The organism is Colwellia piezophila ATCC BAA-637, assembly GCF_000378625.1.
Classification (GTDB): domain Bacteria; phylum Pseudomonadota; class Gammaproteobacteria; order Enterobacterales; family Alteromonadaceae; genus Colwellia; species Colwellia piezophila.
Window position 1 is genome coordinate 38,809 of sequence record NZ_KB905164.1, and the last position, 23,540, is coordinate 62,348.

Genomic DNA, 23,540 nt, shown 5'->3' on the forward strand with positions numbered 1-23,540 from the left:
ACAGCTATCCCTTGTTGAATATTGCATAATCCCGCCAAAATACCACAAGAGAAATACAGTAAATAATGAACACGATTAAATGTTTTTTTGGTCAACATATTCCTGATAACGATTGGATGAGAGATTTCAAAACCAATAGAATGATTTGCAGTTGTACGCAGTGTGGTAAAGCGGTTAAACGGCAGAGAACACAAGCCCTCCCCCATATATTTTTTCTTAAATTATTCTCGTCTAAGTAAGTGAAGTCAGCTTTCAGCTAACGAATTACAAAAAGTGCCTAATTTTAATAGACCCCTCATCAAGGTGATAACGAGGTGTCTACTAAAATGGCGGAACTACATGGTCTGATTGAGCACTTTGTTAAGTATTTTTCCCTGCGCACCTGATGGTGCTTTGATACCTAAGGTTGCCGATAACGTGACGGCAATATCGGTGGTACTGACTCGGTCATAAACCGTATCGTTGACTATATTAAAACCGGCAAATATTAATGGTACAAAAGTATCATAACCCCAGGGAGAGCCATGAGTTGCCGCGACGGTAAGTCCTTCCATATCAGCGACAAAACGATGGGCTTCAAGCACAATATAGATATCGCCAGAGCGAATACTATTGTGGTTATTTGCCACTAAGGTATGCAAATAATCTTGTGGAATTTGACCCGACTCTAAATCAGTACTGGTGACTGCAATCGCAACACCATCAAATTTAGCGACCTCATTGGCGACAGCCTTTTGCACTTGTGCTAGTGATAACTTACGTCTGGCGATTAAATCCCTATCAAGATAAATATAGGGATGAAAATAGCTTTTGATTAGTGCGCTATCAAAACCAAATTGTCTTTTCAGTGCTTGCATAGCCGGTTTTTTGTCCCAGGTTTTAGGAGCCACCACCTGAGTTTTCATCCCCAGTGTTGATAAATAAGCGGGTGCCTCCGCTGCACCATGATCCGCAGATAACACGATCAGGGTATTATTCAAGCCGACTTTTTTATCAATAAATGTCAGTAAATTAGCTATCGTTCGGTCTAAGCGAAGCATATTATCTTCTGCTTCTAAACTTGAGGGGCCAAACATATGACCGACATAATCGGTTGAGGAAAAACTTACCGATAAATAGTCAGTGATATCGTCTTGGCCAAGTTGTTCGTTATTTACTACCGCTTTGGCAAAGTCGAGGGTTAACTCATCCCCTGCAGGGCTCAAGGTTAAAAATGTATTGAAATAGTCATGATTTATATCACCATATTGGTGTGGAAAAGTACGGCCAAAGCCTGGGAAATTAGTTTCCCAGGCTTGCTCATCTTGTGCGGCAAAGACATAGTTCTTTTGCGGCTGACTTAACTGCCAACTTGCTTGATGGTATTTTTTAGTCGGCTGTGCAGCATTCCACTGAGAAACCCACTGTGGGTATTTATCATAATAATAACTACTGGTAACAAATTCACCTGACTTTTTTGAAAACCAAAAAGCTTTGCCCATGTGCCCCGCCATAGAAATAGCGCCACGGTCTTTAACTGATACACCGAATACTTTTGCTTTACCATTCGAGGCAATCATTAATTCATCACTAAAGGTTGAAACTAACATGTTGCTTGGTGAACGACCTGAAGATTTTGCTGTACGTTGCGTGGGATCAAGTTCTGTTTTTTGATCAACACCAGCATTAGCTGATAATAATGGATAGCTTGAGTCTTCAACGTTATAAACAAGGCGCTGTAGTTTATCGTCAAACCAAACATTACCTATCATACCGTGCACAGCCGGCAACGCACCTGTAGCTAATGTTGCATGGCCCACAATGGTTTCGGTATTCGCGTGATTATGATGAGCGTCTTTATAGATCACACCTTCATTGAGTAGATATTTAAAGCCGCCCTCACCCATTTTATCTAAATAAACGGCAGGCATATCGCCACGTAATTGATCGACGGTAATTTGCAAAATGAGTTTAGGTTTATCTGCTGCTTGTACAGTTACTGATGGAAGCAATAAAGCAACCGCACTACTTAATAAGCATAACTTTGTTCTATTTTGCACTGACATAATAATTCTGTTCCTTTTTCTAAGCAAAAAAATGTACCTTCAAATTGCAATACTTTCAAGCCATTAAAAGTATTATCGAGTATAAGAATCAAATCCTAGCAACGACTAATAGCTATTAGTATAAACGTATATCCTCGCAGCATATTTATTTAAATCGTAAAAAAATCATTTTGTTTATGCATTCTAAACTATGTAGAAAGCTAGATTTATCAATTGAATGGTGTAATATCATTAATGATAATAATTCTCATATTGTTACCATGCATATAAGGAACAATATGTACCTCCACCGTGATAAGGAAAGAACATGGTTACTAAAAACAAGTTGAAGAAACTGGTTTTAGGTTTGGGATTAATCGCAGCATCAGCTGCTGTAATGGCAACAACCGACACCTCAAAACCTAATATTCTCGCCATCTGGGGCGATGATATTGGTCCATTTAATATTAGCGCTTATAACCGCGGTATTATGGGTTATAAAACCCCTAATATTGACCGCATAGCCAATGACGGTATTTTATTTACCGACTCTTATGGTGATCAAAGTTGTACCGCAGGTCGTTCAAGTTTTATTACTGGTCAACATCCTATACGTACGGGTTTAACCAAAGTAGGTTTGCCCGGCGCTAAAGAAGGTTTAAGTAAAAAAGACCCGACCATTGCTGAATTATTGAAAGCTAGAGGTTATGCCACAGGGCAATTTGGTAAAAACCATTTAGGCGACCAAGACGAACACTTACCAACCAATCATGGTTTTGATGAGTTTTTTGGTAACCTTTATCACTTAAACGCTGAAGATGAGCCTGAGCATCCAGATTACCCTAAAGATGCTGCCTTTAAAAAACGTTTTGGCCCTCGTGGTGTTATCCACTCTTTTGCCGATGGAAAAATTCAAGATACCGGTCCATTAACGAAAAAACGCATGGAAACCATTGATGAAGAAGTATTAGCAAAAACATTAAAATTTATCGACAAAGCTCATGCCGCTAAAAAACCGTTTTTTGTCTGGTTTAATACTACCCGTATGCATGTTTGGACACGGTTAAAACCTGCATCTCAAGGAGTTACCGGTCAAGGTTTATATGCCGACGGCATGGTTGAACATGATGGCCATGTAGGCCAATTACTTGATAAAATTGATGATTTAGGTATCGCTGAAAATACTATTGTGATGTACACCACTGATAACGGTGCCGAACTTGCGATGTGGCCCGATGGTGGTTATACCCAATTTAGAGGCGAGAAAAACTCAAACTGGGAAGGCGGTTACCGTATACCTATGATGGTGAAATGGCCGGGTAAAATTAAGCCTAACCAAGTATCGAATGAAATAATTTCATTACAAGATTGGATGCCTACCATGTTAGCCATTGCTGGTGATAAAAATATCAAAGCAGATCTTAAAAAAGGTAAAATGGTTGCAGGTACTAAATTTAAAGTACACTTAGATGGTTTTAATTTCTTACCACACTTTTTAAATACCTCCAAAGCTGGACCACGTAAAGAATTTATTTATGCTTCAGATACCGGCGATGTTGTCGCTATTCGTGATGGTGATTATAAGTTCGTCTTTAGAGAACAAAAATGTCATGGAATGGAAACTTGGATATGCCCATGGCAAGAGTTGCGAGCACCAAGAATGTTTAACTTAAGAATGGACCCATTTGAGCGTATGGATCATGAAGCAGAGAACTACTATAAATGGTATTTTGAACATGCATTTTTGATTGCACCTTCAATGTATAAAGTTGGCGTGTTTAAACAAACCTTTAAAGAGTTCCCACAACGTCAAAAACCAGGTAGCTTCGTTCCATAAGTTAACGGTCTTTAAGCTAAGAGTTTTCTAAGTAAAATAGAAACCCTTAACGATGTATGAGCGCTATCAGATTTTTTATAGCGCTCATTTATACTTTAACTCGTGAGTACTCACACTATTTCTGATTACCTTATCGCTATTTTGTAATAGTCATAAGGTAATCAAATTATCTCTACCTTTTCATGAACGCTATAATTAAGAATCGACAATTTATGTATAAACCTTATCAATCGTCTCTCTCTTCAGTATTTTTACTACGCTCAATATTTACATTATCTTTAGTCACTAGTTTTTTATCAATAAGCATTAGTGCTAAGGCAGAGAACATAAAAGCATTAACAAAATCACCAGCAGGTAAAGTTGAAGCTACAACAAAACAACAAAGACAGTTTTTACTGACAAAACCGATGTTAAGTGACTTAATGGCAAACATGGTCTTGGTCGAAGCGGGCAGTTTTACCATGGGCTCTGACTCCCCTTTAGCAAGAAAGCGTGAACAACCTGCTCACCAAGTCACCCTTGATAGTTTTTACATTGGTAAATATGAGTTAACCCAAGATATTTTTGAACAAATTATGGGCTGGAACTATAGCTATTTTACTTGTGATAAATGTGCCGTTAATAATGTTAGTTGGTTTAACATGCAACTATTTATTAAGCGCTTAAATACTGCCACCGGTAAAACATTCAGCCTTCCAACTGAAGCACAATGGGCTTATGCCGCCAAAGGTGGTAATAAATCTAAAGGTTATCAATACAGTGGCTCAAATGACATCAATGAGGTGGCTTGGTTTGCCGGCAATGCCAAGAACAAAAGCCACCCAGTAGGACTAAAGAAACCTAACGAACTGGGCTTATTCGATATGACGGGCAACTTGTGGGAGTTTTGTCTTGATGATATGAGTCGAAAAGCCTATAGCCTAGCAGAAAACCACAACCCTTTTTGGGGTGATAAAGACAACCTTACACGCAAAGCGATGAAGGTAATTCGCGGTGGCGGTTATGAGTTTTCAGCCACTGAAAACTTGGTTTTTATGCGTGACGGCGCCACCAATAATGTCCGTATGGCTGATATCGGTTTTAGATTAATAATGAGCAAAAATTAAATGCCACACATTCTTGTCCGGGAGTGTTATCGCCTGATGATAAAATCACAAAAATATACTTGTTTCCTACTGCTATTTTTTGCTGTTAACTTTATAAGCTCAGCGCAAAGTAATGCCGTTGAATTTGTTGGCTCAAAAGCCTGTATTGGCTGCCATGAAAAAGCCTATCAAGATTGGCAAGGTTCACATCATGATATGTCAATGAAACATGCCGACAGTAAAAGTGTTTTGGGTGACTTTAACCAAAAAACGTTAACTTCCCCAAGTACAAAGCCTGAAGTATTAAGTACCTTCTTCAAAAAGGGGAAGCAATTCTGGGTTAATATCAAAGGCCCTGACGGTAAGTTCCATGATTATCAAATTAAATATACCTTTGGTTATACACCGCTGCAGCAGTACATGGTTGAATTTGACGATGGTAGAGTGCAACTAATTCCTTTTGCTTGGGACTCTCGTACTAAAGCAAACGGCGGCCAACGTTGGTATACCCTTTATCCTGAGATGAATAAAAATCATCAAGAGTTTTTTTGGACCAATACTGGCCAAAACTGGAACTACATGTGCGCTGATTGTCACTCAACCAATGTAGAGAAGAACTTTGATTTAAAAACTAATAGCTATAACACTACTTTTAGTGAAATTAATGTCGCTTGTGAAAGCTGTCATGGCGCAGCAAGTGAACATTTAACCTGGGCCAAACAAGTAGGGAAATCCCCGACAACCAGTACAGACAAATTAGCAAGTAAACGTTTTGGTTTTCAGCGTGATTTATCAAAATCGGTCAAACAATGGCAATCAATTCCAGCAAGCAACACCTTAACGCCAAAAACACTTGAACACAGTCAACAAGTATTAGTGTGTGCCCAATGTCATAGCAGACGTACGCAAATAAGTAATAACAGTCATGTTGACGGGAATGCCTTTGGCGAGCGCTACTTACTGGATTTAATTTCCAGCAGCAATTATCACCCCGATGGCCAAGTGTATAATGAGAACTTTGTTTACGGCTCATTTTTACAATCGAAAATGTACAAAAATGGTGTGGTGTGCAGTGATTGTCATAACCCACATACTGCGGAGTTAAAACTACCGGTAGAAACACTTTGTTTGCAATGCCATCAGAGCGAAAACTATGCTTCAACCAAGCACCATAAACATGAAACAAACTCAACAGGCGCGTTATGTGTTAATTGTCATATGCCCGAAACAACCTATATGGAAATTGATGCCCGGCGCGATCATGGTTTTCATATCCCGACACCTAACTTAGCCAAGCAGTTGGGCACTCCCGATACTTGCTTAAGTTGTCATAAAGACAAAAATAGTCAATGGAGCGCCAGTAAAGTTGCTGCTTGGTATCCTGACTCGACCATCAAAGAAGAAAAAGATTTTGTCGCGGTATTTTCTGCTATTAACTTGGCACTTAATGAACAACAACTGCAAGGTGTAGCCGCTGAGTTATCTCGTATATCTCAAACAATTTCTTATGCGGGTATTATTCGCGCTTCAGCACTAACGAAAATGGCGAGCGTTTCCAACACCAATACTATTATCGCCATCGCCAGAGCGGTAAAAAATGCTGATGAAAATATTCGTTTAGGGGCAATTGAAGGTGCACAGAGTATGGCCAGTGATGAAAAATGGCGAATATTATCACCATTATTAACAGATAAAGTGCTAACGGTAAGAACTGGTGCCGCTTTTGCTTTAACCAGTTTATGGCAAAATTTATCACTCGCTCAACATGAGCAACTTACCCCTGCGCTTGATGAATATTTAGCAAGCCAGCGCTTTAATAATGACCGCAGTTTTGCTCATTCAAATATAGGTATTATTTCCGCCTATCAAGGGGATTATGAGCAAGCCATTAAAGCGTTCAAGCAAGGCATCGCCATAGAAGCAAACTTTGCGCAAACATACTTGAACTTAAGCCAAGTATATTACCAACGCGGTGAGAACCTGCAAAGTATTGCCAGCTTACAACAAGGTACAAACGCCAATCCTGATGATGCTAGCCTACCCTATAATTTGGGCCTAGCTTATATTAGGATTAAAGATAAAGTGAAAGCAGCGAAGGCGTTAGCAATAGCCACCAAACTTGCACCACAAAATAGTCATTACTTTTATGTTTACGGATTAAGTTTAGAGCAAGAGCAACAAAGCGCAGCCTATAAGGCCTTGTATCAGGCATTTTTACTGAGTAATAATCCACAACATTTATTTGCCTTGTGTGACATGCAAGTACGTCATAAAAGTGCGGTAGCAAAACAATGTTTAGATAAACTTGCTCCGTTAGTGCCGAGCAATGTGATTCAAGGACTTAGGCAACAGCTAAGTAATTAACGACCAAGATGAGTTAACAAAAGAATATAAAATTAAAAATTAAAGGATTATTTTATGAATGAGCATATTAATGACCAAGTTAATGACCAAGTTAATGACCAAGTAAGTAGCTTATCGAATGGTAAGTCTACTGCCCTAGCGCAGTTACAGTTATTAAAAGCACAAATCGAACAATCGGTTATTGGTCAGTCTCATGTGGTTGATTCCTTGCTTATTGCCTTATTGACTAATGGTAATATTTTACTCGAAGGCTTGCCCGGCACAGCAAAAACCCGTTCAATTAAAACCTTAGCGCGCTCACTTAACGTTGACTTAGGTCGCGTGCAATTCACCCCTGATTTACTACCCTCTGATGTCACGGGTACAGAAGTTTACCAAGAAGTGAATGGCAAACCGGTACTCACTTTCCAAAAAGGCCCTATTTTTAATAACCTGTTACTGGCCGATGAAATAAACCGCTCGCCTGCTAAAGTACAAGCAGCGCTATTAGAAGCCATGGAAGAGAGGCAAATCACCGTTGCCGGGAAAACCTACAAATTACCTGAACTGTTTATGGTATTAGCGACGCAGAACCCTATCGAGCAAGAAGGTACCTACCCGTTACCAGAAGCGCAAATGGATCGATTTATCATGAAAATCAATCTTGAATACCCTGATGATGCCGCTGAAGCTGAAATTATCAAGTTAGTGCGTAGCGAAGAAAAGCACATACAAGAAGTTGAAAATATCAGTCCTGAGCATATCTTTACCGCTCGTGATGAAATCCATAATATCCACTGTAGCCAAGCCATCATTGATTACATTGTTGCTATTGTTATGGCAACAAGAAAGCCCGAACGTTATCCCGACTCACCTTTACAGCAATGGTTAACGGTTGGTTCTAGTCCAAGAGCAAGTATCGCCATTGATAAATGTGCCCGTGCACAAGCTTGGCTCAAGGGTAAAGACTTCGTTGACCCGGATGATGTCCGCTCTGTTGCCCATTCTGTACTGCGCCATCGTTTAGTACTGAGTTATGACGCTTTAGCTGACGGCATTACCGCTGATGCTGTCATCGATGAAATACTTAAACAGGTGGCTGTAGCCTAGGAGGTATCTCGTGAATACCAATACTGCGGCAAAAAAAGGCAATGCGAGCGACAAGGCCAAGGTTAACAGTAAAAATGAATCAGCGATTTACGCTAATTTAAATGAATTACGTCGGTTAAAATATGCGGCCAAAGGATTTTCCTTTACCCCTAATCAGCCAGCCAATAGTGCATTGAGTGGCAAAAATGTCTCGAAACTTCGTGGTCGCGGACTCAATTTTGAAGAGCTGAGGCATTATCGCCCTGGTGATGATATTCGTGCAATGGATTGGAAAGTAACGCAAAGAACCGGCAAGCCTCATATCAAGGTGTTTACCGAAGAACGAGAGCGTAATGTTTATCTAGCTATTGATCAACGAATGACCATGTTCTTTGGTAGCTCAAATAAAATGAAATCAGTTATTGCCGCGGAACTTGCCGCCTTAATTGCCTGGCAAATAAGTGATAGTGGCGATCGCATTGGTGCGGTTATTTATAATGATCAGCAAACAAAGATAATTCCAGCCAAACGCGGTAGGCAGCATGTCGTTAATTTGCTCAGTGAAGTATTAAAGAAAAACCATGAATTATCAATTGATAAAAGCGCTCAGGTAAATGCCAATGATAGTGAGTCATTTAACAAGATGTTGGCAACATTAAACAAAGTGTCCAGTCATAACGGCTTGATCATTTTAATTGGCGATGGTCATGGCTTTAACGATAAGAGTACTGATTTCATTAAACAATTAAGACAACATAATGAAGTTATTGCTTGCCATATCTTTGATCCCTTAGAGCAGACGTTACCTAAAATGTCTCAAATGATTGTCAGTGACGGCGTACAACAAATTCAATTCTCCTCAAATAACAAAACATTTCAAAAAAACTATCAAGTAGAGATAGCTAAACAGTTAGACAGCTATGTCAAAGCAGCCAAAAAATACCGTATCCCATTAATTGAAATCGATACTATAACTCCGGTTGAGCAGCAATTGCGCAAAGCCCTTGGGCATAAAACCAGTAGTAAAAGCGCAACTAAAAGCGAGACTAAACTAGGACCTGTATCTGGAGAAAACAGATGAGTTTTGAAAAACCTTGGGGTAATTATTTACTCGAAGCCATTGTCGAAACCAAAGCGCCTGAGACCATTAGCTTTTTGCCACAAACCATTGCTTGGCAGCTGATTTTTACCGTACTAATAATTATTATTCTCAGAAAGTGTCATCAAAAATGGCAAAATTATCAGGCTAATGCTTATCGTCGTGAAGCCCTCTTTTGGCTTTCTCAATGCTCTCTCTCTAAAGAAGAGGATATTAGACAACTACCGGCATTACTGAGAAAAACGGCTATTCTTGCCAGTAATAGGCATATAAAAGAGAGTGATAGTGTTAAGAGCAAGACTTTAGCGCTAAAAGTCCAACAAGAAGTTATCGAATTAAGGGGGCAAGCTTGGGCAAAGTGGCTAGATCAGAATTGCAGTAAATGTCATTTCCATGAAAAAACAGTTGAGCCTTCATCAACTACCCACTGCAGTGAAAAGCTATTGTCTCAACTTTCCTATATGGCCACGATAGATCTAAACGATGCTCATGTTAATAAAAGCTTAATACAATTGCACCAACAAATTGAATGTTGGATTAAACATCATCATCTGACTATTTCAGCCCAGAGTGAGTCATTGGGAGTAAGCGCATGATCGAATTTGTTTATCCCTGGGCATTTATGCTCATTGTAGTTCCCTTTGCTGTAACGCTCTTTGCTCCGGCTTACAAAGAGCGGAAATCATCCATTAAAGTGCCCTACTTTGCCCGTCTTGTTGATGTCACCGGTGAAAAACCACAAAGTGGCGCGGTATTACTTAACCGTAATAATCTGCAACGGCTGCTTATTGCTTTTTCCTGGCTGTGTATTGTCACTGCTATCGCTAAACCTGAAATGATTGGCGCACCGATTAACCAAGAAAAATCCGCGCGAGATTTAATGATAGCGGTAGATTTATCAGGTTCAATGTCAGTTGAAGACTTTACCTTACCTAACGTTATTAAAAATAGCTCAACAGATGAAGGTGAACGAGTTAATCGCTTGGTCGCGGTTAAACATGTACTTAATGATTTTGTTAAAGGTCGCGAACACGACAGATTAGGTCTTATTCTGTTTGGTGATGCCCCTTATTTACAAGCACCTTTCACCGATGACATAACCACATGGCAAGCGCTGCTTAATGAAAGTGCTATTGGTATGGCGGGTCAAAGTACTGCCTTTGGTGATGCTATTGGTTTAGCAATCAGTGTTTTTGAGCAATCCGACACCCAAAATCGGGTATTAATAGTATTAACTGATGGCAATGATACTGCTTCAAAAGTGCCACCGGTCGAAGCGGCCAAAGTCGCTGCCGCCCATGATATTAAAATATATACCATAGCGATTGGCGATCCCAGCGCGGTAGGCGAAGAAAAAGTAGATTTTGAGGTATTAAATGAAATTGCCGTGGTCACCAAGGGTAAAAGCTTTCAAGCACTTAACAGTGATGAGTTATTAACCGTTTACGCTGAAATTGATAAACTAGAACCCCAACAGTTTGACTCACTTTCTTTTAGGCCAAGGGTGAGTATTCATCACTACCCTATTATGCTCTTTGTCAGTATTTACCTACTGGCCTTGTTTATCGTTAATATTCGCATCCGCATGCAACTTACCGAACAAAAGGCTCAACAAAAGGCACAACAAAAACCAGCAAGTGAAGGGGTTAGTCATGATTGATGAGTTCACGCTATTTTTTACTAGCATGCAACACTTTCATTTTTTGCGTCCTTATTGGTTGCTGGCGTTCCTGATGATTTTTTACATCATTCGAGCCTTCTCATTACGCGATGATAGTTTAGCGCAATGGCGCTCATTAATGTCCCCAGAGGTGTTAGCGCATTTAACTGTGTCTGGTAATAATAATCACTGGTTATCACCACAAAAAATGTCGCTAATTTTAGCGGTGCCACTGTGTATCGTTTTAATGGGGCCTACTTGGCAGCAACAAGAATCACCGTTTAGTGAGAATAATGCCCCGCTTATCATTGCACTCGATGTATCTAAAACCATGGAGCAAGCAGATGTGCAACCATCACGGTTATTGCGCGCTAAACAAAAAATCATCGAATTACTTGAACTCAGGGGCGACAGTAAAACGGCGCTGATTGCTTTTTCTGGTAGTGCCCATGTGGTGATGCCCATTACCAATGACAGAGAAATGATTCGCCATTTTCTTGATGCGTTAGACGCCAAGGTTATGCCGGTATCCGGTAAATTACCTGAAACCATTATTCCTTTGCTTGATAATTTACTGTCGATAACTAACGTACCGGGTACGGTGCTTTTAGTCGGTGATGGCGCAACCAGTAATACGGTAAGTGCCTTTAAAAATTATTTTGCAACAAAATCCGCCCAGCTCATTATTTGGGGCATAGGTAAGTCAGGCTTGTCTAAAGATAAAAACGAACAGTTAAATACTGAGCTTAATAATCTCATCATTCCTTTACAACTAGAACAATTAAAAGCATTAAGTGAACACAGTAATGGCCGGCTTATCTTAATGAGTGATGACAATAGTGATGTTAAGCGCGTTAATAACTATATAAAGCATAACCTAGTGATAGTTGATGATAACTCTAGACCATGGCATGACTCTGGTTACCCGCTGTTGTTTGTGGTCGCTGGTATATTTTTGTTTTGGTTTAGAAAAGGGTGGACACTGCAATGGTAAAATTAAAGTCAACACCTTGGTTTAGCTTCGCTACAAAAAATATACCATCAAAGTACTTCAATAAAAAAAATTTACTTATCTCCTTACTATTAGCAAGTTGCCTCTTTGCCTTTAGTAAACCACAGCAGTTTACCGACTTATGGCTAACGCGTGATCAACAAGGTCAAATCCTGTTTAATTTGGATCATTATCAACAAGCTAGCAATACCTTTAAAAGTACACAGTGGCAGGCTTATAGCAGTTATGGCGCCGAACAATATAAAAATGCCGTCACCCTTTATAGCCAATTTAATGATGTTGATAGTCAAATGGCTAAGGCAAATGCCCTCGCCCACGGCCGTGAATATATCAATGCCCGTAATTTATACCAACAGATATTAACGACAGCGCCAGAGAACCTTGCCGCTCAGACCAATATCAAAATCGTGCAAGCGATTATTGATGAAGTAAACCGTTTATCTGCCAGTCAAAAACCGGAAGAAGGAGAGTCGATAAAAGAGTTAGGCGACGAGCCACAAACCGGCGATGGCGCTGAACGTGAAGAAGCACCAAAGCAGCAAGAAATAGCACAACTTACCGCTGAGCAACTACTGCTCGACCCAAACTTAAATGAAATGTGGCTAAGACAAGTACAGAAAAACCCTGCGCATTTTTTATCGCAAAAGTTTTATATGCAACAAATCGCTATCAATAGACAAATAAAAAATGAAAGTAGCGAAAATGACGTTGAGAAAACCACCACAGGTACTGAAGGAGTTGATGATGAATAAAAAGCTAATCTCCTTATTTATATTTATCGTTCTTTTTTGTCAGTTAACCTCAATACAAAAGGCATCTGCAGCACAAACCATCGACGATTTAATCAAAAAAGATAAATTATCAGTTAGCTTGCAGATCAATCAAAAAGAACAACAAATAGTCGGTCAGGCACTCATACTCACTGTCGAAGTTGCCACGGATAGATGGTTTGCCACCGGTAGCCAAATTCAAGCTTTTACACTACCAAAGAGTGTCATGCAGGCTAATAACATCAATACGATTAATGGCACTAAGCGGATTTCTGGCCAAACATGGGCTACACAAACTCATGAGATTACCTTATACCCAACTGGTTCAGGGATTTACCAAGTGCCATCAATCAAGGTAGATATATCGGTCAATACTGAAAATGATGGCATAATAACGGGCGTAGCCAGTACCCAGGAAAGTAGTTTTACCATTGATTTACCTTCAGCACTTTCAGGTATTGAAAATTTCATTGTCTCCCCCGAGGTAACGCTCGAAATTGAGGGTCAATTTGATGAAGAAAAAGACTATGCCGTCGGTGAAGCTATCACGCAAACTATTACCATTACCGCGATCGACACACCGGCCATGATGATTATGCCCATTAACCGAGTTGCCGGTAAATTTACTGAAGGTAGTTTACCTGAAGGCAATGTTCCTGAAGTTCATTCTCCTGAGGGTAAGCCCAATTTAGCGGGCATATCAGGCTTGAGTATTTATCACAAACCCGCACAAATCTTTGATAAATCAAATAGGGGCTCGTTAATAGGCACGCGCGTAGAGTCCTTTACCTACATTTTTGAAAAACCGGGCCGTTATAAAATCGATGAACAAGTGATTTACTGGTGGAATAGCCAATCAAATACCCTTGAGTCTTTATTAATTCCATCCTCCGTTTGGACTGTATCAGGCGGCGGCTTAAGTCAACAAGGTCAACACTACCTTTTCAACAATTACAGCTTAAATATTGAAACAATCATCACTCTATTAATGGTTTTATTACTCGTGATGCTGGGCTATTTTGGCTTTATCAAGCGTCATCAATTATCTAGCTACTATAATAAAGTCACCAAACGAGAGCAGAGAATGCTACGTAATAATTTTGTAAACGCTATCGCGAAGCAAAACTATCTCGGTGCCACGCATTACCTCTATCAATATACCTTACTATCAAATAATCGAACCATCACAGATGACTGCTCACTTACTGTCACATTGAATCAATTAGCGTTCAATGACAGTATTGCTAAAAAAGCAGGGCTGACCTTCTCTGTAAATCAAGCTAAAGCATTAATAAAGAAAATTGATACCAGAGCAGGTAAAAATGAAAAATCAGCTAATTTCATGCCTAATGAGCGCATTAAGCTTAACAATGAATAAAGTAAAGAATATATATTAAGTCAATTAAGGTATTTTTTGACATAAAAAACCCGCATCAGCTTTGACTAATGCGGGTTTTATTATTTAATAGCACGATAAACAGAACAACAAAAGTTGTTCAGCTTAACCTAGCAAATTTAATATAGATTCTATATTAGTCGCTATTTCCGGCTTCTACTCGGCTCTTCAGTTTCTGTCCTGGTCTAAAGGTAACAACCTTACGGGCAGAAATTGGAATATCTTCACCAGTTTTAGGATTACGGCCAGGACGTTCGCTTTTTTGACGCAGGTCGAAATTACCAAAACCTGAAAGTTTAACTTGATCGCCACTTTCTAAGGTCTCGCGAATCTCTTCAAAAAAGATTTCAACCATGTCTTTTGCGTCGCGCTTGCTCAGCCCAACTTTTTCAAATAAATGTTCTGCTACTTCTGCTTTGGTAAGCGCCATGGCTTAGTCCCTCAGTGATGCATTTAACTCTGTTTTTAAGGTTTCAACAACTCTATCGATAACATCAGTGATGTCTTTTTCTTCTAGAGTTTTACTGTTATCTTGTAATACTAAGGCGATGGCTAGACTTTTAAAACCGTCATTTATGCCTTGACCTTGGTATACATCGAATAAGTTTAGATCAATTAAATAATTTCCGCCAACCTTTTCAATAAGTTGTAACACTTTTTTTGCATCAACTTCTTCTTTTACTACGATTGCTATGTCGCGGCGATTGGCCGGGAAGCGAGAGATATCACAGGCTTCAGGGATTTTTTGCACTAACACTTCAGACAATAATAGTTCGAAAATTAATGTTCGGCCATTTAAGCCTAATTTCCTTTCTAATTCAGGGTGTAAGGTTCCAACACAACCGACATAAACACCATCTTTAGTAATTTGTGCCGTTTGGCCTGGATGTAAAGCATCGACTTCGGCTTTTGAAAACTCATAACCATTGGCATCACAAGTCAGTGCTAATATTGCTTCAACATCACCTTTAATGTCATAAAAGTCTGTCGCTGCTTTTTCCATGCTCCAATGCTCATCAACACGTTGACCACCGATAACACCAGCCAGCATGTTTTGTTGACGCACACCGTTTTCAGCATTTTCATCAGGCACAAAACGTAAACCTGCTTCAAATAAACGAATTCGACCTTGCTGACGGTTTTGATTATAAACCATCGACTGTAACAAACCCGTCCATAAACTTAAGCGCATTACCGACATTTCAGAAGAAATGGGGTGCGGAAGGGTCATCACTGCTTTATCTGGATGCAATAAGCTTTGTACTTTCGGGTCAACAAAACTATAGGTAATCGCTTCTTGATAGTCACGATTTACTAAAACTTGTTTTAAGTTTATCAAAGAAAGCTTAGCTTCTTTTTTCTCACACATTTTCAAGGCGGCTTTTGGCGCAATATTTGGAATATTGTTATAACCAAAAATACGGGCAACTTCTTCAATTAAATCGACTTCGATTTTAATATCAAAACGGTAAGCTGGCACAATAACCTGCCAAACTTTCGCTACGTCTTCACCTGTACTAGTCACGGTAAAACCAAGACGAGTAAGAATTTCACTTACTTGTTCATCGCCAATGTGATGACCAATACGGCTATCTAACATTTTACGTCGTAAGCTTACTTCTTTTGTTTGTGGGATATCAGCATCAGATTTAGCTTCAACAACTGGGCCTGCTTGACCACCAACAATAGTTAAAAGAAGTTCAGTTGCACGCTCAATGGCGTCAAACTGTAACGTTGGGTCGATACCACGTTCATAACGGTGTGATGAATCGGTATGCAAACCGTACTGGCGAGCTTTACCTAAGATAGCTAGCGGTGCAAAAAAAGCACTTTCTAAAAAGATATCTGTGGTGTTACGAGTAACCCCTGACTCAAGACCGCCAAAGATACCGGCCATAGCTAATGCTTTTTTCTCATCAGCAATAACCAAAGTGCCTTCTTTTAGGGTTACTTCCTTTTCATCTAATAAAGTTAACTTTTCTTCTTTATTAGCGAAACGTACGGTAATTTTTGCGTTAACGCCGCCGTCTAGTTTAGCTAAATCAAAAGCATGCATTGGATGACCCAATTCAAGCAATATATAGTTGGTGACATCAACAACAGGGTCGATTGACCGAGTACCACAACGGCGAAGTTTTTCCACCATCCAAAGTGGCGTAGTTGCACTTGGATTAATGCCTTTAATCACACGACCTAAGTAACGAGGACATGCTTCATTCGCTTCAATATTGATAGTAAGCACATCATCAATCGTTGGCGCTATCGCAGTAATGGTCGGTTCGGTAACGGCTAAAGAATTCAACACGCCTACTTCACGAGCTAAACCTTTGATACCTAGACAATCACCACGGTTAGCGGTTAAATCAACATCAATGGTAACGTCATTTAAATCGAGATATTCACGAACACATTTGCCTACCGGTGCATCGTTGGCTAATTCCATAATGCCAGCAGAGTCATCGGCTAAACCAATTTCAGACTCACTACACAACATACCAAAAGAGGCAATACCACGTAATTTTGCTTTTTTAATTTTAAAATCGCCGGGTAATACTGCACCGACAGTTGCTACTGCAACTTTTAGGCCCTTGCGACAGTTTTTTGCGCCACAAACGATATCAACCAACTCGCCTTTTTCTACGGTAGCAGAGCTATAATCGCCTAAACTAATTTTTGTTATTTGTAACTTATCCGCATCTGGGTGCGGGCCACATTCAACCACTTCACCAATAACAACACCACTAAACTCGCCAGCTACTGGGTCAACACTGTCAACCTCTAGACCGGCCATAGTAATTTGATGTGCTAATTCATCAGAAGAAAGTGCAGGATTAACCCACTCACGTAACCAAGATTCACTAAATTTCATTATGAGTTTTCCTACTTGAACTGTTTTAAGAAGCGAAGATCGTTTTCAAAGAATGCACGTAAATCATTTACGCCATAGCGAAGCATAGTTAAGCGTTCAACGCCCATACCAAAAGCAAAACCGGTATAAACTTCTGGGTCAATACCGACACTACGTAAAACATTTGGATGCACCATGCCACAACCTAATACTTCTAACCATTTACCATTTTTACCCATGATATCTACTTCAGCCGAAGGTTCAGTAAATGGGAAATATGAAGGGCGGAAACGAATTTCTACCTCTTCTTCAAAGAAATGATGCAAGAAGTCATGCAAAATACCTTTAAGGTGAGTAAAGCTAACGTCCTTATCGACCATCAAACCTTCAACTTGGTGAAACATTGGCGTATGCGTTTGATCATAATCATTGCGGTACACTTTACCTGGAGAGATAATACGTAGTGGCGGTTTTTCAACTTCCATAGTACGAATTTGCACACCAGAGGTTTGCGTACGTAATACTAATTTCGGATTGAAATAGAAAGTATCGTGATCTTGACGTGCTGGATGATGCTCTGGAATATTTAAGGCATCGAAGTTGTGATAATCATCTTCAACTTCTGGACCGACTTTAACTTCAAAGCCTAAATCACCAAAAAAACTTTCAATGCGGGCAATAGTGCGAGTTACCGGATGCAAACCACCAATTTTAGTGCCGCGGCCTGGTAAAGTAACGTCTATAGACTCTGCCGCTAACTTTTCTTTAATCTCTTGGGCACGTAATAATTCACCACGATCGTTCAGTAATTTTTGTACTGCTTGTTTCGCAATATTAATTACTTGTCCCATTTTAGGTTTTTCTTCTTTCGGTAATTTACTCAAACCTTTCATCTGTTCAGTGAATAAACCTTTTTTCCCTAAAAAGTTAACACGCACTTGATCAAGTGCTGTTGGGTCTGATGCTGCAGCAATAGCAATTTCAGCCTGCGCTACAATGCTATCTATAGTGGTGGTGTCTAAGCTCATGATTTCCTCTAAAACGGGGTAAATAAACGACTTTAATTAGCGTTAGCTATCGAAATAAGTTCAGCGTAATGCGTCGTTTATGAATAGACTAAGTCAAATAATAAAAATGGGAATGATTTTACACGAAAAATAAGCTTTAGGTAGCAGTAATAGTGGCTTTTTAATGAAATTGTTTATATAAGGTTTTTTTCTGCTCTATTGGCGAAATAAATCATTAAAATTCAGGATTCTGAGACTAAATTAGTCCTAAATGGCTAGGATTTATCAAGCTGCCTATTGAGGCTTAGTTTTATTAGCTCTTTTGTCCGCTTCTCGTTGCATTAATACAAAAGTTAAATACATTTTTGTCGGTAATGAAAAAATCATACCAAAGGCGAAACACATAGCGCTAATGATAATACCGGTGATACCCAGTGATGCCATATAGTCACTGAACAAATGTAAATAAATCCCTAGCAGTAATAGGCAAAGCCCAATACCGATAGAGATTTTTAGTAATAACATTAAGTGCCGATCAGACAAAGTGATTATCTTTTAGTCAACAGTGATCAAAAATTAGCTGACAAGTATTTAAAAAACAAACATCATGCCAATACCCGTGGCATTTTCTGCTACGGTGCTTCCTTGAGCAACCAGGGTTGAGTCATCTATCTTGCTTTCAATATAAACATAGAAGTCATCATCCCAATGATATTTAGCGCTTAAAATAAAATATTTTAAGTGATAATTACTTGCTGAAGCGACTAAGGTAGTTGAATTATCTTTTAGCGAGTTATAACCGAGGATCAAAGAAATATCATTATCAAAACGATAAGCACTAAAGAGCTCGATACCGCGTGCTTCTTTCATCACTTTACCGGAATCATTTATTTCATGATTACTCATATCGGTAACAACGAGTGCCGCATGTAAGCCTAAACTACCGTATGGACGATACGTTATATGGGCGGTAATAATTTCATCGTCTATTTTAGGCGATTGGATAGCATCTTTTGCATCATCAATATCTACAACTAAGCTAATTTTAGCTTTGTTATAAGCGATACCTAGGCCAATATCATAAGGTGCTTGATAGATAAAAGACATTCCAAATGAATCATTAAATTTAACACCAAAATTTGCTTTTTTATCTGGGTTTTCTGGTGCTATATCGGTGTGAATGAGATCATCAGATACCAAGTATTGCGCGCCAAAACTAAAGTTTTGGTAATTAACCTTATACTGTAACGCTTGCTCTGCTCGACCGGTTCCTGAAAAACCACCATCGGTACCGTAGTTATAAGTCCCTTGAGCCTCAGCGCCAAACACTTCAAAATAATCAGTAACACCGGCAACATCATAACTTACGCCCCACTGCTTACCCATGGTAAAGCGGCCGTAAGTTTCATGGGTCACGCCAACATAACCTAACCTCAACCAAGTGGTATCTTCCGATGGTCCGGTACTGGTTAAGTTGTTATTACCAATATAAAGTTGGTCGCCCGTTTTAGATATTTGTATGCCCCACTCTAATAACGCGAGTGCTTGCCAATCATCTTTCATTTGATGTTTTACATCGAATGTATAACGAGAAAAGCCATCATTTATTTCCGCGGTGTCACCACTCTTTAGATAATAAACGGACAAGTTGCCGTTAAAATCAAAGCTGGTTGCGTCTTTATTATAAATTTCGACGCCTTGTACTACGGGTAAGTAACAGCTTAATAACCCCGCGGTGCTAATTGATAGCAATTTTTTCATCGTGATTTCCCTTCATGCGTAGTTTTATTTATTCAATGGGCTAATTTCATTAGCTCATTTTAGTTGTTTTTGTTTTTTTAGTTACTCAGTTCTTTATTGCATATAACATAGCTACATGATTTTATTATCTTTAGCTTAGCCTAGAAAATGATTAGCGCAACGATACTAGTTTAACGACTCCAATAGCGCTGCTACTGGGTGTCTAGCTTTTAAATCGCTAAAACGTTTGACTTGCGAGCGACAAGAAAAACCGGTCACTAATATTTGTTCACTTGCTAAAGCGGCTACTTTAGGCTGCCAACTTAACTCAAACAAACCTTTAGAGTTAGCTAAGTTCACTTTTTCATGACCATAGGTGCCTGCCATGCCACAGCAACCGACACTGACCTTTTCTAAGGCTAAGCCAAAGTGTTCGAATATGGTTTGCCATTCATTTTCACTGTTGACCAACGCCGTTTTCTCAGTGCAATGGGAAAAAAGTTTGAAGGGTTTACCTTTTGAGAGCTCTGCTGCAACAGCCTTTACTTTAAAAGCGTTACCCTGCTCAGCGTCTGCTTTAATAAAGCTTAATAACCATTCATGAGCAAGCAATACCGAAAAGTCGCCACGTTTTTCCAGTAGGGTTTTAGCGTATTCATCACGATAACATAACACCATAGACGCATCCATGCCCAGCATAGGCATATCAAGCTTGCTAAGTTGATTTAAAAACTCACTGCTTGATTTAGCCGTTTTAGCAAACCTCGCTAAAAAACCTTTAACATGTTGCGCTTTACCATTGGGCTTAAAGGGCAATAAAATAGGCTCTAAACCGAGTTTTTTAATCAGCTCCATCATGCTTTGTACGGTATTGGCGTCATAAAATGAGGTAAATGGGTCTTGTACTATCAGCACATACCCCTTACGTTGCTCAACAGTTAACGCCTGTAATTTACTTAAATCAAAACCTGAAAAACCCGCTTTATGCACTTGATTTTTCAAAGTGGGTACCGACAACAAGGGTGTATTGACATAACCGATGGTTTTGGCTGAAAGCTTGTCATAGAGCTTAGTATTAAGTACCGCATTAACAATTTTTGGTGCTTTCGCCATTAGCGGCGCAAGTATTTCCACGTTAGCAACCAAGTGGTCTTTTAATGGTCTGGCGTAACGTGAATAATATATATTGATAAAACGCGACCTAAAGTCAGGTACATCAACTTTTACCGGACATTGACTGGCACAGGCTTTACAGGCTAAACAGCCTTGCATCGCGTCCATTACTTCATGGGAAAAATCGCCATTACCATTGTCATCTTGCTGTGGTTTGCTAATAAAATTAAGTCGTAATTTTTCAGCGGCGTTGCTGAGGATTTCTTTTATTGACCAAATACTTTTAGAGGAATTAATCTTACCTTCTAGAGCAAGGATATCTACACCCTGTTTTTCTAATAAGCGTAGCCATTCACGCATTAAACCCGCACGCCCCTTAGGAGAGTGGCGTCTGTCGCCAGTAATTTTACTCGACGGACACATTGTGCTATCAGCATCGTAGTTAAAACATAAACCATTGCCGTTACAGTCCATGGCAGCGGTAAACGACTCTTTCACCGTGATCGGTATTTGTCTATCATAGAAACCACGTTTGGTATCATCAACACTTACCAATTGCTCATCTGATTCAAATGGCGTACAAATTTTACCGGGATTCATTTTATTAAGCGGATCAAAAACGGCTTTAATTTTTCTTAGCTCGTTAAATAATTGTTCACCGAAAAAAGCTGGACTATATTCAGAACGATAACCTTTACCATGTTCGCCCCACATCAAACCACCGTATTTGGCGGTGAGTTTGACCACCTCATCAGATAAGATGCGCAATAATTTTTCTTGCTCAGGATCACACATATCAAGTGCCGGACGTACATGTAATACCCCAGCATCAACATGGCCAAACATACCATAATTTAATTGATAACCATCAAGTAACGCGCGAAATTCAACAATATAATCGGCAAGGTTTTCTGGTGGCACCGCGGTATCTTCGGCAAACGCTAAGGGTTTCTGGCTGCCTGCGGTTTTCCCCAACAAGCCAACCGCTTTTTTACGCATAGCATAAATTTTATTAATACTGCCAAGATCAGAAGTCACTTGATAACCAATGACGCCACAACTTCCTAATACAGAGCTGTCAGCCCCTTCACCTTTAGAAATCAAGTCCTCAAGTACCGAGGTAAGCTCGCTAACCTGATCGGCTAAATCGGCAATGCTATCACCGTTATATTCAACAATGTTAATGCCATCCATGACTTTTCCTGGCACATCAGTAATTAAATCACTGACGCTATGCCAAACAATATCTTGTTTGGCTAAGTTCAATACCCGTGAATCAATGGTTTCTACTGAGGTAGCCTTTGCTGCAACTAAAGCAGGTGAGTGACGCAGCGCAGAGTCAAAACTATCGTATTTGATATTAATGACTGTTTTAGCAACACGGATAGCATTAATATTTAATTTGGCTTCACAAACAAAAGCCAATGAGCCTTCAGAGCCGGTGATCAAACGTGATAAATCAACGCCAATGATATCGCCATTTTCGTTTGCCGTTAACACATTCTCTAAATCATAACCGGTTAAAAATCGATTTAAGCGGGGAAACTTCTTTAAAACCAAAGCGCGATTGTTAATACAAGAATCAAGCACTTGTGCCATGATCCGGCCATAAGTATTTTCCTGCTTAGCCAAGTCCTGTGCTTGCGCTAAAGCCATCGGCTCAGTATCAAATACCTCGCCATTAGCCAATACCGACTCAAGTGCTAAGACATGGTTAGATGTTTTGCCATAAACTAATGAACCTTGTCCTGACGCATCAGTGCTGATCATACCGCCAACAGTGGCGCGATTTGAGGTCGATAAATCAGGGGCAAAAAAGAAACCGTGCGGTCGTAAATAATCATTTAGCTGGTCTTTAATCACACCCGCTTCAACACGTACCCATTTTTCCGCGACATTGATCTCTAATATATTATTCATGTATTTAGATAAATCAACCACCACACCCGGCGTTAAACTTTGTCCGTTAGTACCCGTACCACCGCCACGTGCGCTAAATTTAATACTCTGGTATTGTTCATCACTCGCCGTTTTGGCTAAGAGAACAATATCGGCTTTAGTACGCGGGTGAATGACTAATTGCGGTAGCTGCTGATAAATACTGTTATCGGTAGCTACAGCTAATCTAGCGCTATAACTGGCATTAATATCACCAGTAAAGTTTTTGTTTTTTAACGAAAAAATAAAATCGTCATATAAAGGAGGAAGGTGATTTTGATGACTAATATGAGGAAGCATAACGGCTTAACTTATTTATTATTTTAAACAGGACAGTGGCTCGAGTATATCATGGAAGAAATGCATTTTTACGCAAACAATGGTCCTATATTCAATATTATGGCAATTAACTGAATACTTTTGGTATACCTTATGCGAAGGCTTTAATTAAATAGCTTAGTTCAAAGCGTTTAGTTTAAGAGATTAGTTTAAGCGTTTGTTTAAAGAACCTTGATGTCCTTTGCATGGCGAAACGAATGTTAGCCAATTTTAGAGATATAAAAAAGCGGCTTACCCAGT

At 39.6% G+C, this 23,540-nt stretch carries 17 protein-coding genes; 10 read left to right on the forward strand and 7 right to left on the reverse strand.

Annotated elements, in window-relative coordinates; translation table 11 throughout:
- Positions 1-335: 335 nt before the first annotated feature.
- The gene (locus tag F580_RS0109065) at positions 336-2,045 is read right to left on the reverse strand and encodes an alkaline phosphatase family protein (RefSeq protein ID WP_019027401.1); all 1,710 of its coding nucleotides are present in this window, start codon (positions 2,043-2,045) and stop codon (positions 336-338) included.
- 307 nt (positions 2,046-2,352) lie between these two features.
- On the opposite strand from F580_RS0109065, the gene F580_RS0109070 reads away from it, so the two are divergent.
- From F580_RS0109070 to F580_RS0109115, 10 genes are all read left to right on the forward strand, one after another.
- Positions 2,353-3,861 (forward strand): arylsulfatase, encoded by a 1,509-nt coding sequence (locus F580_RS0109070; RefSeq protein ID WP_019027402.1) that lies wholly within the window; start codon positions 2,353-2,355, stop codon positions 3,859-3,861.
- 212 nt (positions 3,862-4,073) lie between these two features.
- Positions 4,074-4,967: a formylglycine-generating enzyme family protein gene (locus F580_RS0109075; RefSeq protein WP_026301356.1), complete on the forward strand. Its 894-nt coding sequence runs from the start codon at positions 4,074-4,076 to the stop codon at positions 4,965-4,967.
- A gap of 36 nt (positions 4,968-5,003) precedes the next feature.
- Complete coding sequence (locus tag F580_RS0109080; protein ID WP_026301357.1) at positions 5,004-7,310, forward strand: ammonia-forming cytochrome c nitrite reductase subunit c552; 2,307 nt, start codon at positions 5,004-5,006, stop codon at positions 7,308-7,310.
- 54 nt (positions 7,311-7,364) lie between these two features.
- A complete protein-coding gene (locus F580_RS0109085) occupies positions 7,365-8,399 on the forward strand; it encodes an AAA family ATPase (RefSeq protein WP_019027406.1) in 1,035 nt (344 codons plus the stop codon).
- A gap of 10 nt (positions 8,400-8,409) precedes the next feature.
- Positions 8,410-9,459 (forward strand): DUF58 domain-containing protein, encoded by a 1,050-nt coding sequence (locus F580_RS0109090; RefSeq protein ID WP_019027407.1) that lies wholly within the window; start codon positions 8,410-8,412, stop codon positions 9,457-9,459.
- Complete coding sequence (locus F580_RS0109095) at positions 9,456-10,073, forward strand: DUF4381 domain-containing protein (RefSeq protein WP_019027408.1); 618 nt, start codon at positions 9,456-9,458, stop codon at positions 10,071-10,073. Before F580_RS0109090 ends, F580_RS0109095 begins: the two co-directional genes overlap by 4 nt.
- Entirely contained in the window at positions 10,070-11,137 is a 1,068-nt protein-coding gene (locus tag F580_RS0109100; protein WP_019027409.1) for a vWA domain-containing protein, read from the forward strand. Before F580_RS0109095 ends, F580_RS0109100 begins: the two co-directional genes overlap by 4 nt.
- Positions 11,130-12,131: a VWA domain-containing protein gene (locus tag F580_RS0109105; protein ID WP_019027410.1), complete on the forward strand. Its 1,002-nt coding sequence runs from the start codon at positions 11,130-11,132 to the stop codon at positions 12,129-12,131. The genes F580_RS0109100 and F580_RS0109105 overlap by 8 nt, the downstream gene beginning before the upstream one ends.
- Complete coding sequence (locus tag F580_RS24245; RefSeq protein ID WP_019027411.1) at positions 12,125-12,901, forward strand: hypothetical protein; 777 nt, start codon at positions 12,125-12,127, stop codon at positions 12,899-12,901. The genes F580_RS0109105 and F580_RS24245 overlap by 7 nt, the downstream gene beginning before the upstream one ends.
- Positions 12,894-14,297, forward strand: coding sequence for a BatD family protein (locus tag F580_RS0109115; RefSeq protein WP_019027412.1), 1,404 nt, complete (start codon positions 12,894-12,896; stop codon positions 14,295-14,297). Before F580_RS24245 ends, F580_RS0109115 begins: the two co-directional genes overlap by 8 nt.
- A 154-nt stretch (positions 14,298-14,451) precedes the next feature.
- On the opposite strand, the gene F580_RS0109120 is transcribed toward F580_RS0109115, so the two are convergent.
- From F580_RS0109120 to ydiJ, 6 genes are all read right to left on the reverse strand, one after another.
- A complete protein-coding gene (locus F580_RS0109120) occupies positions 14,452-14,745 on the reverse strand; it encodes an integration host factor subunit alpha (RefSeq protein ID WP_019027413.1) in 294 nt (97 codons plus the stop codon).
- Between the two features lie 3 nt (positions 14,746-14,748).
- A complete protein-coding gene (pheT, locus tag F580_RS0109125) occupies positions 14,749-17,184 on the reverse strand; it encodes a phenylalanine--tRNA ligase subunit beta (RefSeq protein ID WP_019027414.1) in 2,436 nt (811 codons plus the stop codon).
- A gap of 11 nt (positions 17,185-17,195) precedes the next feature.
- A complete protein-coding gene (gene pheS, locus F580_RS0109130; RefSeq protein ID WP_019027415.1) occupies positions 17,196-18,191 on the reverse strand; it encodes a phenylalanine--tRNA ligase subunit alpha in 996 nt (331 codons plus the stop codon).
- Between the two features lie 273 nt (positions 18,192-18,464).
- Positions 18,465-18,695, reverse strand: a complete 231-nt coding sequence (locus tag F580_RS0109135; RefSeq protein ID WP_019027416.1) for a hypothetical protein — start codon at positions 18,693-18,695, stop codon at positions 18,465-18,467.
- Between the two features lie 66 nt (positions 18,696-18,761).
- Positions 18,762-19,931 (reverse strand): porin, encoded by a 1,170-nt coding sequence (locus F580_RS0109140; protein WP_019027417.1) that lies wholly within the window; start codon positions 19,929-19,931, stop codon positions 18,762-18,764.
- Between the two features lie 165 nt (positions 19,932-20,096).
- Positions 20,097-23,261: a D-2-hydroxyglutarate dehydrogenase YdiJ gene (ydiJ, locus tag F580_RS0109145; protein ID WP_019027418.1), complete on the reverse strand. Its 3,165-nt coding sequence runs from the start codon at positions 23,259-23,261 to the stop codon at positions 20,097-20,099.
- Positions 23,262-23,540 lie beyond the last annotated feature (279 nt).

What these genes read in the sequence shown, in the direction of transcription:
- F580_RS0109065 (WP_019027401.1), bottom strand. Translation starts at nt 2,045, where the DNA reads ATGTCAGTGCAAAATAGAACAAAGTTATGCTTATTAAGTAGTGCGGTT.
- F580_RS0109070 (WP_019027402.1), top strand. Translation starts at nt 2,353, where the DNA reads ATGGTTACTAAAAACAAGTTGAAGAAACTGGTTTTAGGTTTGGGATTA.
- F580_RS0109075 (WP_026301356.1), top strand. Translation starts at nt 4,074, where the DNA reads ATGTATAAACCTTATCAATCGTCTCTCTCTTCAGTATTTTTACTACGC.
- F580_RS0109080 (WP_026301357.1), top strand. Translation starts at nt 5,004, where the DNA reads ATGATAAAATCACAAAAATATACTTGTTTCCTACTGCTATTTTTTGCT.
- F580_RS0109085 (WP_019027406.1), top strand. Translation starts at nt 7,365, where the DNA reads ATGAATGAGCATATTAATGACCAAGTTAATGACCAAGTTAATGACCAA.
- F580_RS0109095 (WP_019027408.1), top strand. Translation starts at nt 9,456, where the DNA reads ATGAGTTTTGAAAAACCTTGGGGTAATTATTTACTCGAAGCCATTGTC.
- F580_RS0109100 (WP_019027409.1), top strand. Translation starts at nt 10,070, where the DNA reads ATGATCGAATTTGTTTATCCCTGGGCATTTATGCTCATTGTAGTTCCC.
- F580_RS0109105 (WP_019027410.1), top strand. Translation starts at nt 11,130, where the DNA reads ATGATTGATGAGTTCACGCTATTTTTTACTAGCATGCAACACTTTCAT.
- F580_RS24245 (WP_019027411.1), top strand. Translation starts at nt 12,125, where the DNA reads ATGGTAAAATTAAAGTCAACACCTTGGTTTAGCTTCGCTACAAAAAAT.
- F580_RS0109115 (WP_019027412.1), top strand. Translation starts at nt 12,894, where the DNA reads ATGAATAAAAAGCTAATCTCCTTATTTATATTTATCGTTCTTTTTTGT.
- F580_RS0109120 (WP_019027413.1), bottom strand. Translation starts at nt 14,745, where the DNA reads ATGGCGCTTACCAAAGCAGAAGTAGCAGAACATTTATTTGAAAAAGTT.
- pheT (WP_019027414.1), bottom strand. Translation starts at nt 17,184, where the DNA reads ATGAAATTTAGTGAATCTTGGTTACGTGAGTGGGTTAATCCTGCACTT.
- pheS (WP_019027415.1), bottom strand. Translation starts at nt 18,191, where the DNA reads ATGAGCTTAGACACCACCACTATAGATAGCATTGTAGCGCAGGCTGAA.
- F580_RS0109135 (WP_019027416.1), bottom strand. Translation starts at nt 18,695, where the DNA reads ATGTTATTACTAAAAATCTCTATCGGTATTGGGCTTTGCCTATTACTG.
- F580_RS0109140 (WP_019027417.1), bottom strand. Translation starts at nt 19,931, where the DNA reads ATGAAAAAATTGCTATCAATTAGCACCGCGGGGTTATTAAGCTGTTAC.
- ydiJ (WP_019027418.1), bottom strand. Translation starts at nt 23,261, where the DNA reads ATGCTTCCTCATATTAGTCATCAAAATCACCTTCCTCCTTTATATGAC.